A 5,243-nucleotide genomic window follows, 5' to 3' on the forward strand; every position below is an offset into this window, starting at 1 on the left:
CGGGCAGCCCGCCCGGCAGGCCCTCTATCTCCGCGGGCGGGATCGGCAGCCAGGCGAGGGGCCGCGCGGAACCGCTGTGATCTGCGCTGATATCTGCACTCATGCCAGGAGGCTATGCGAAGCGGCCGCGACGGCAGAGGTTAGTTTGGGGAAGAGGAACGGGAGGGGTACGGCCGGTGGAGCGCAGGACAATCGGTGCCACGGCACTCGAAGTGGGCGCGGTCGGCCTGGGGTGTATGCCCATGCACTGGGCGTACACGGCCTCCGAGCGGCACGGCGAGCAGTCCCTGCGCACGATCCACGCGGCGCTGGACGCGGGCACGACGCTGCTGGACACGGCGGACATGTACGGGCCGTTCACCAACGAACTACTGGTGGGGCGGGTGCTGCGGGAGCGGCGCGCGGACGCGTTCGTGTCGACCAAGTGCGGTCTGCTGGTGGGCGAGCAGCACATCGTGGCCAACGGCCGTCCGGGCTATGTGAAACGGGCGTGCGACGCCTCGCTGCGGCGCCTGCAGACCGACGTCATCGACCTGTACCAGCTGCACCGGCCCGATCCGGAGGTGCCGGTGGAGGAGACCTGGGGGGCCATGGCCGAGCTGGTCTCCGCGGGCAAGGTGCGGGCGCTGGGCTGGTGCGCGATAGGGGCGCGCGCCCGGCGCAGGACGGCGACCAGGACGGCCACCCCACGGGCCGGCTCCGGCTCCGGCTCCGGCTCCGGGATGTACGACGCGACGATCGCCCAGCTGGAACGGGTGCAGCAGATCTTCCCGGTGAGCTGTGTGCAGGCGGAGTTGTCCGTCTGGTCGCGGGAGGCACTGGAGGCACTGGTGCCGTGGTGCACCTCGCGCGGGGTCGGGCTGCTGGCCGCCATGCCGCTGGGGAACGGTTTCCTCAGCGGCACGCTCACCCCCGGCCAGGGCTTCGAGCCGGAGGACCTGCGGGCCCGCCATCCGCGCTTCACGGCCGAGATGATGGCCGCCAACCAGCCGATCGTGGCCGGCCTGCGGCGTGTCGCGCGCCGGCATGACGCATCCCCCGCGCAGGTCGCCCTGGCCTGGGTGCTCGCCCAGGGACGGCACGTCGTGCCGGTACCGGGCACGAAAAAGCCCTGGTGGGCGGTCCAGAACGCGACGGCGGCGGAACTGCGCCTGACCGGCGCGGACTTCGCGGAGATAGCCGAGCTGCCCCCGGCGACCGGTTCCTGGGACTGACCGGGGCCCGCGCGGACGCGTCGCGGGGTGTATCAAGGAACGGTACGCGCTCGTTCGTCCGGCGAGAGGACCGTTGTGCGACGTCCCGGCTTCCCGGCCGCACCGGCCGCCCGCGCCGCCGCCCTGGCCTGCTCGTCCGTCCTCGCGGTCTGCGCGCTGCTGGCCGCCGCGGGCTGCTCGGGCGGCGGCGGCGGACCGCGCACGGCACCGGCCTCCCCCGCGGGGCCGTCCCTGTCGTCCGGCGGCGGCACGGTCCCGGCCGCGCCCGCCAGGGGATCGGTCGAGGTCGTCCGTACGGTCGCCACGAAGCTCTCCTCGCCGTGGGGCGTGGCCGCGCTGCCCGGCGGCGATCTGCTGGTGGGCTCCCGGGACACCGGCAGAATCGTTCAGGTGTCGGCGCGCGACGGCGGCCGGACCGAGCTCGGCACGGTGCCCGGCGTCGTCCACCAGGAGGAGGGCGGTCTGCTGGGCCTGGCCCTCTCCCCCGGGTACGGCAGTGATCACCAGCTGTACGCCTACTTCACCACCGACTCGGACAACCGGATCGCCCGGCTGCGCGTCGACGACCGGCAACCGCCCGGCCGCCGCCTCGGCGCCCCGGACACCATCCTGCGCGGCATCCCCAAGGGCCCCATCCACAACGGCGGGCGGATCGCCTTCGGCCCCGACGGCATGCTCTACGCCGGCACCGGCGAGACCGGCGCGCACCGCGAACTCGCCCAGGACGCCGGGTCCCTCGGCGGCAAGATCCTGCGCGTCACCCCGGACGGCCGCCCGGCCCCGGGCAATCCCCGGCCCGGCTCACCGGTCTACAGCTCCGGGCACCGCAACGTGCAGGGCCTGGCCTGGGACGCGGGCGGACGGCTGTGGGCCACGGAGTTCGGCCAGGACACCTGGGACGAGCTCAATCTGATCCAGCCCGGCGGGAACTACGGCTGGCCTGCGGTCGAGGGCCGGGCCGGGCGGCGCGGCTACCTCGACCCCGCCGAGCAGTGGCGTCCGGCCGACGCCTCCCCCAGCGGCCTCGCCTGCGTCAAGGGCTCGCTGTGGATGGCGGCGCTGCGCGGCGAACGCCTGTGGCGCGTGCCGCTGGCCGGTTCCCGCCCGGCCGCCGCGCCGCAGGACTTCCTGCGCGGCACGTACGGACGGCTGCGCACGGTGCTGCCCGCGCCCGACGGCGGGCTGTGGCTGACGACGAGCAACACGGACGGGCGCGGCAGGCCCACGGCCGAGGACGACCGGCTGCTGCTGCTCAGGGTCGAGTGACACGCAACCGAGGGAGTGGGGATGTTCAACGTCATAGAAGAGCTGTTCGCGCCGGGGCGCAAGCACACCGAGGAGGAGAACAAGCGGCTGGAGCTGACCCGGCGTTCGTGGATGTAGCGGAAGGCCACCAGGGAGGCGGAGACGAACATCAGGGCGCCGATCTGGGCCTCGTGGTTGGGCGTCAGGACGCCCCCGAGGAAGGAGGTGATGATCACCTGGGCCGCCACGGCCACCACGCCGATGGCGGCGGTGAACACCGGCCCGCCGATGGCGGCGCTGATCGCGGGCGCGGCGACCAGCAGCGGGCCCAGCTGGATGGTGGGCCCGGTCAGCAGATCCAGAAACGTGATCAGCCCGATCAGTCCGAGCGGTACCAGGATCAGCGCGCGGCTGGGCTGCCGCGACCGCCCGGATCCTGCTGCCAACCACTTAAGGGGCATATGTCCTGCTTACCCCTTCGGTGGCCTCCGCGCCTACCGCTTGCCGCACCGTTCAGGGCTCCGGGGTGGTCCCCGCGCCCTTCGGGGCGCGCCCGTCATGGGGTGCCGGGGGTTACCTCTGTAGTCGCCGCTGCCTGTGTGTCGCCGGAGATCGTGCACTGGACCGTCAGGCCGAAGACGTGGACCGCCGCGTCGCCGGGGCTGAAGGTCGTCGTGCCCGGGGTGTCGAGCCGTGCCGACGCCGTGCCGCCGGTCAGGGTCACCGTGGAGCCGGTGGGGACCGGGTCGGGGTTGCCGAAGCCGGTCGCGGTCACACTGCCGGAGCCCGCACCACCCAGGTTGATCGTCATGTCGCCCGTCACGGTGTGCGCCGGCAGATCGATCGGCGAGGTGAGCGCGGTCGTGACGTCCACCGTGAGCTCCGCCGTGCCGCCCTGCTGCACGGTCGCGGGCGCCGTCATGCTGATCTCCAGGGACTGCGGGTCGCCCGGCGCGCCCGGGCCCGTGCAGGCGTAGCTCACCGAGACGGTGTCGGCCAGCGCCGGGGGTGCGCCCAGCCCGACCCCTGTGGCGGCCAGCGCGACGGCCAGGGCCGTGCCCGTCACGACGCGTCTGCGGTACGAGGACCTCATCGTCGTGCTCCTCTCCCGTGGGGATTCCCGTGGGGTACTGATGTGGACACGTCAGAAATTGCACGGGGGGTCGGAGAAGTCAACACACGACGGAGGCCGCCCCGGTCGTCGTCGGCCCCGACCGGCCAGGCCTGTGCGGCGACTAGAGTGCGGGCATGGAGACAGACGAGGGGACGGGGACGGTACGGGTCGACAGCTGGATCTGGTCCGTACGGCTCACCAAGACCCGCTCGCTCGCCGCCTCGGCCTGCAGGGCCGGTCACGTCCGCATCAACGGCGAACGCGCCAAACCCGCCCAGGCCGTCCGGCCCGGCGACGAGGTCCGGCTGCGGCATGCCGGGCGGGAGCGGATCGTGGTCGTCAAACGCGTCGTGCGCAAGCGCGTGGGGGCGCCCGTCGCGGCCGAGTGCTTCATCGACAACAGCCCGCCCGCACCGCCCCGCGAGGAGGTCGCGGTCGCCGGCGTGCGCGAGCGCGGAGCCGGCCGGCCCACCAAGCGCGACCGGCGCGAGCTCGAGCAACTGCGCGGCCGCTGACGCCTCAGCCGGAACCCGCGCCGGGCCGCTCCGGCGGCGAGCCCGGCCAGGCGGCGGCCATCGCCAGCAGGGCGGCGACGAGCAGCGGGAGCACCGCCCAGCGCGGATCCCCGGTGAGCTGCAGGGCCAGGGCGACCAGGGCGATGCCCAGGGCCGTGCCCAGCCCCCGGGCCATGTTGACCAGCCCGCCGCCGGTACCGGCGGCGCTCGCCGGGACCGCCGCCATGATCAGCGCGTTGTTGGCCGGCGTGCAGACGCCCAGTCCGAGCCCGAGCAGGCCCAGCCCGAGCAGCGCCGGCCCCGTCGGCAGCGGCCGGCTCCCGCCGGGACAGGCGGCGGCCGTCCCGGCCAGCGCCACCACGCACACCAGCGCCCCCAGCACGCAGCGCGCCCGCCCGGACAGCCGGCGCGGCAGCACCCGGTCGGCACCGGTCGCCGCCAGGGCGAAGCCCGCCGGCAACGCCGTCAGCACCAGCCCGACCGCCAGCTCGGAGGAGCCGCCGGCCCGGCCGATGGCCATGGGCACCAGCACCAGCGGGCCGAACAGCACCAGGTAGTTGCACAGTGCCCCGGCCAGCCCCGCCGCCACCGCCCGGCGGCGCAGCAGCGCCGGGTCCACCAGCGGCCGGGCGCTCCGGCGCAGATGGACGACCAGACCCCAGCCGCCGGCCGCGGCGGCGGCGCACGGGACCACCGCGCGCCACGCGGGGACATCCGGTGCCGAGGCCGTGGACAGGCCGAGCAGCAGACCGGTCGTCGCCACGGCGAGCAGCACCGGCCCCCACAGGCCGGCGCCCGCCCGGGCACCGTCCCGTTCCCGGGTACGCGGCAGCAGATAGTGCCCGGCGGCCAGGGCCAGCAGCCCGACCGGCACGTTGAGCGCGAACACCGGGCGCCACCCGTACGCCGCCACCAGCGCCCCTCCGACGGTCGGCCCGAGCGCGAGCCCGACCGCCTGGGCCGCCGCCTGCACGCCCAGGGCGGTCCGCAGTCTCACGCGCGGCGCGCTCGTGGTCACCAGCGCCACACTGTTGGCCTGCAACAGTGCGGCCCCGGCCGCCTGGGCCACGCGGCAGCCGATCAGCACGCCGAGCGAGGGCGCCAGGGCGCAGGCGGCCGACGCGACGGTGAAGACCGCGAAGCCGTGCAGATAGA

The 5,243-nt window shown here is 74.8% G+C and carries 5 protein-coding genes and 1 pseudogene; 4 read left to right on the forward strand and 2 right to left on the reverse strand.

Annotation, left to right across the window (positions count from 1 at the left end):
• Window positions 1-176 precede the first annotated feature (176 nt).
• From AB0K09_RS29480 to AB0K09_RS29490, 3 genes and pseudogenes are all read left to right on the forward strand, one after another.
• The gene (locus AB0K09_RS29480; RefSeq protein ID WP_366068465.1) at window positions 177-1,214 is read left to right on the forward strand and encodes an aldo/keto reductase; all 1,038 of its coding nucleotides are present in this window, start codon (window positions 177-179) and stop codon (window positions 1,212-1,214) included.
• 75 nt (window positions 1,215-1,289) lie between these two features.
• Window positions 1,290-2,480 carry a PQQ-dependent sugar dehydrogenase gene (locus tag AB0K09_RS29485; protein WP_366068466.1) on the forward strand — a complete coding sequence of 397 codons (1,191 nt, stop codon included), beginning with the start codon at window positions 1,290-1,292 and terminating at the stop codon, window positions 2,478-2,480.
• Window positions 2,481-2,501: 21 nt separating this feature from the next.
• Window positions 2,502-2,582: pseudogene (locus tag AB0K09_RS29490) on the forward strand (DUF6191 domain-containing protein); the annotation flags it as partial.
• Window positions 2,583-3,015: 433 nt separating this feature from the next.
• Here the strand turns inward: AB0K09_RS29490 and AB0K09_RS29495 are convergent.
• Window positions 3,016-3,552 carry a hypothetical protein gene (locus AB0K09_RS29495; RefSeq protein ID WP_366068467.1) on the reverse strand — a complete coding sequence of 179 codons (537 nt, stop codon included), beginning with the start codon at window positions 3,550-3,552 and terminating at the stop codon, window positions 3,016-3,018.
• Between the two features lie 155 nt (window positions 3,553-3,707).
• Here AB0K09_RS29495 and AB0K09_RS29500 point away from each other — a divergent pair, with 155 nt between their 5' ends.
• On the forward strand, window positions 3,708-4,088 hold the full coding sequence (locus AB0K09_RS29500) for an RNA-binding S4 domain-containing protein (RefSeq protein WP_366068468.1): 381 nt from the start codon (window positions 3,708-3,710) through the stop codon (window positions 4,086-4,088).
• 4 nt (window positions 4,089-4,092) lie between these two features.
• On the opposite strand, the gene AB0K09_RS29505 is transcribed toward AB0K09_RS29500, so the two are convergent.
• Window positions 4,093-5,243: MFS transporter (locus AB0K09_RS29505; RefSeq protein ID WP_366068469.1), on the reverse strand; the 1,151-nt coding region annotated here is incomplete at its 5' end.

This window comes from Streptomyces sp. NPDC049577, assembly GCF_040675635.1.
Lineage (GTDB): Bacteria > Actinomycetota > Actinomycetes > Streptomycetales > Streptomycetaceae > Streptomyces.

What these genes read in the sequence shown, in the direction of transcription:
- AB0K09_RS29495 (WP_366068467.1), bottom strand. Translation starts at nt 3,552, where the DNA reads ATGAGGTCCTCGTACCGCAGACGCGTCGTGACGGGCACGGCCCTGGCC.
- AB0K09_RS29500 (WP_366068468.1), top strand. Translation starts at nt 3,708, where the DNA reads ATGGAGACAGACGAGGGGACGGGGACGGTACGGGTCGACAGCTGGATC.